Annotated in this window: 1 protein-coding gene and 2 pseudogenes; 2 read left to right on the forward strand and 1 reads right to left on the reverse strand. The window is 74.3% G+C overall.

Translation table 11 applies throughout. The features are described from left to right. Positions 1 to 927: pseudogene (locus AOK00_RS37795) on the forward strand (aldo/keto reductase); the annotation flags it as partial. Between the two features lie 20 nt (positions 928 to 947). After that, on the forward strand, positions 948 to 1,691 hold the full coding sequence (locus AOK00_RS32520; protein WP_055603758.1) for a transporter substrate-binding domain-containing protein: 744 nt from the start codon (positions 948 to 950) through the stop codon (positions 1,689 to 1,691). A gap of 24 nt (positions 1,692 to 1,715) precedes the next feature. Here AOK00_RS32520 and AOK00_RS32525 read toward each other — a convergent pair. After that, positions 1,716 to 2,546: pseudogene (locus AOK00_RS32525) on the reverse strand (lysine 2,3-aminomutase); the annotation flags it as partial.

Below are 2,546 nucleotides of genomic sequence, written 5' to 3' on the forward strand. Positions count from 1 at the left end.
CGCCCCCGCCTCCGCCGCCGGCACCTGGGTCCTCGGGGACCTCACCGTCAACCGCGTCGGGTTCGGGGCCATGCGGCTGCCCCAGCGCGGTGAGGCTCTCGTCGAGCACGCCGTACCCCGCGACCGCGACGAGGCGATCGCCGTGCTGCGCAAGGCCGTCGACCTCGGCGTGAACCACATCGACACCGCCGCCTTCTACTTCTCGCCGCTCCGCTCCGCCAACGAGCTGATCAGCAGCGCCCTCGGCGGTCCCTACCCCGACGACCTCGTCATAGCCACCAAGGTCGGCCCCTGCCGCGACGCCTCCGGCGCCTGGGGCACGCACGCGCGCACCCCCGCCGCCCTGCGCGGCCAGGTCGAGGAGAACCTGCGCCAGCTCGGCCGCGACCACCTCGACGTCGTCAACCTCCGTATCGTCGGCACCGATTCGATCGCCGAGCGCTTCGGCGCCCTCGCCGAGCTCCGCGAAGCCGGACTCGTCCGCCATCTCGGCGTCTCCAACATCACCCCCGAGCAGCTCGCCGAGGCGCAGGCCATCGCCCCCGTCGTCTGCGTGCAGAACATGTACGGGATCGGGGTCCGCCCCGAGTACGAGGACTTCGTGCGTCACTGCGGCGAACAGGGCATCGCCTTCGTGCCCTTCTACGCGATCGCCGCCACCGGCCGTCAGGGCGGAGCCACCGCCCCCGAGAGCCCCGAGGTCCTCGCCGTCGCCGAGGCCCACGGCGCGAGCCCCGCCCAGATCCGGATCGCCTGGACCCTTCACCAGGGCCCCATCTCCTCGCCATCCCCGGCACCGGCGACCCCGAACACCTCGCCGCCAACGTCGACGCCGGCGCGATCCGGCTCACCGACGAGGACCTGGCCCTCCTCGACGGACTGCACCGCGAGCCCGCCGCCGACGCTTCCTGGACTCCCCTTCCGTGACGCACACGGACTCCCCTTCCATGACGCACACGCCGAACTCAGCCCACGTCTCCGCCCTCGCCGCCGACCTCGCCCCCACCGGCGTCCTCCGGGCCTCCGTGAACCTCGGGAACCCGGTGCTCGCGCAGGGCACCCCCGAGGCGCCGTCCGGGATCACCGTCGATCTGGCGCGGGAGATCGGGGCGCGGCTCGGGCTTCCCGTCGAGCTCCTCTGTTTCGACGCGGCGCGGAAGTCCTTCGAGGCGATGGCCGACGGCCGGGCCGACCTCTGTTTCCTCGCCGTGGACCCGGCGCGGGAGACGGAGGTCGCGTTCACCGCCCCGTACGTCGTCATCGAGGGCGTGTACGCCGTCCCCCTCGGCTCCGGCCTCACCACCGTCGAGGAGGTCGACGCGCCCGGCGTCCGGATCGGCGTCAAGCAGGGCTCCGCGTACGACCTCTTCCTCTCCCGTTCCCTCGCGCACGCGACGGTCGTGCGCGGCGCGGAGGGCGTCGACACCTTCCGGGAGGAGGGCCTGGAGGTGGGCGCCGGCATCCGCCGGCCCATGACCTCGTACGTACGGGAGCATCCCGGAGTCCGGCTGATCGAAGGCCGGTTCATGGAGATCCGGCAGGCGGTCGGCACGACGGTCGGCCGAGCGCCCGAGACCGTCGCCTTCCTCCGCTCCACCGTCGAGGAGCTGAAGGCGAACGGCTTCGTCGCGGACTCGCTCCGTCGCGCAGGGCAGGACGCGGGGCTGCTCGCCCCGCCCGCGGCGGCCTGACGTTCCCCGGAGGCGGTGGGCCGTTCAGCCCACCACGTCCGCCGCCGTCAGCGGCTCCCCCGGGATCAGGATCCGGTCCCGGGGCCCGTACGGGGTCAGCTCGTCCCACCACCGCGCCGCCGGGTCGAAGCGGGCGTACGCCACGGCTCCGGCCAGCGCGGGATCGCGGGCCCGGAGCGCACGGAGGACGAAGGCCGGGCCCTGTCCGAGCCGAACGACACCGTCCACGGCGAGCGCACCCAGCTCCGTGGACATCACCGGGCCGCCGACGACGGGCGCGGGCCCCCGGACCCGCTGTCGTACCGCCTCCGCGTGGACGGCCACGACCTCGGCGAGCGGCAGGCCGAAGCAGCGGTGCGCGCCCGTACCGCGCTCGACGAGCATGCGGTACGGGACGAGGCCGAGCGCGGTCTGCTCCCGCCACATGCGCGCCCAGACTCCGGCGTCGTCGTTGACGTGCCGCAGGACGGGGGCCTGGGTGCGTATCGCCGCTCCCGTCGCGAGGATGCGGGCGACGGCCCGGCGGGTCGGTGCCGGGTCGAGCTCCCGGGGGTGGGTGAGGTGGAGGAGCAGCGAGAGACGGCGTCCGGCCGCGACGACCCGTTCGAGGACGCGGAGGAGGTCGTCGGCGTCGGCGGCGCCGTCGGTCGCGGAGAGGAAGCGCTCCGGGGCGTGGATCGCAGCCCTCGTCCGGATACGGATCGTCCGTACCTGGGGAGTGGCCAGCAGCGGTGAGACGTACGCGTCGAGCTCCGTCGCCCTCATGGCGAGCGGGTCCTCGCCGTCGAGGACGACGTCCGTGATCTCCGGGTGCCGGGCCAGGCGGGCCGTCATGGCCTCGGGCCCGCCCCCTGC

Source organism: Streptomyces aureus (assembly GCF_001418135.1).
Classification (GTDB): domain Bacteria; phylum Actinomycetota; class Actinomycetes; order Streptomycetales; family Streptomycetaceae; genus Streptomyces; species Streptomyces aureus_A.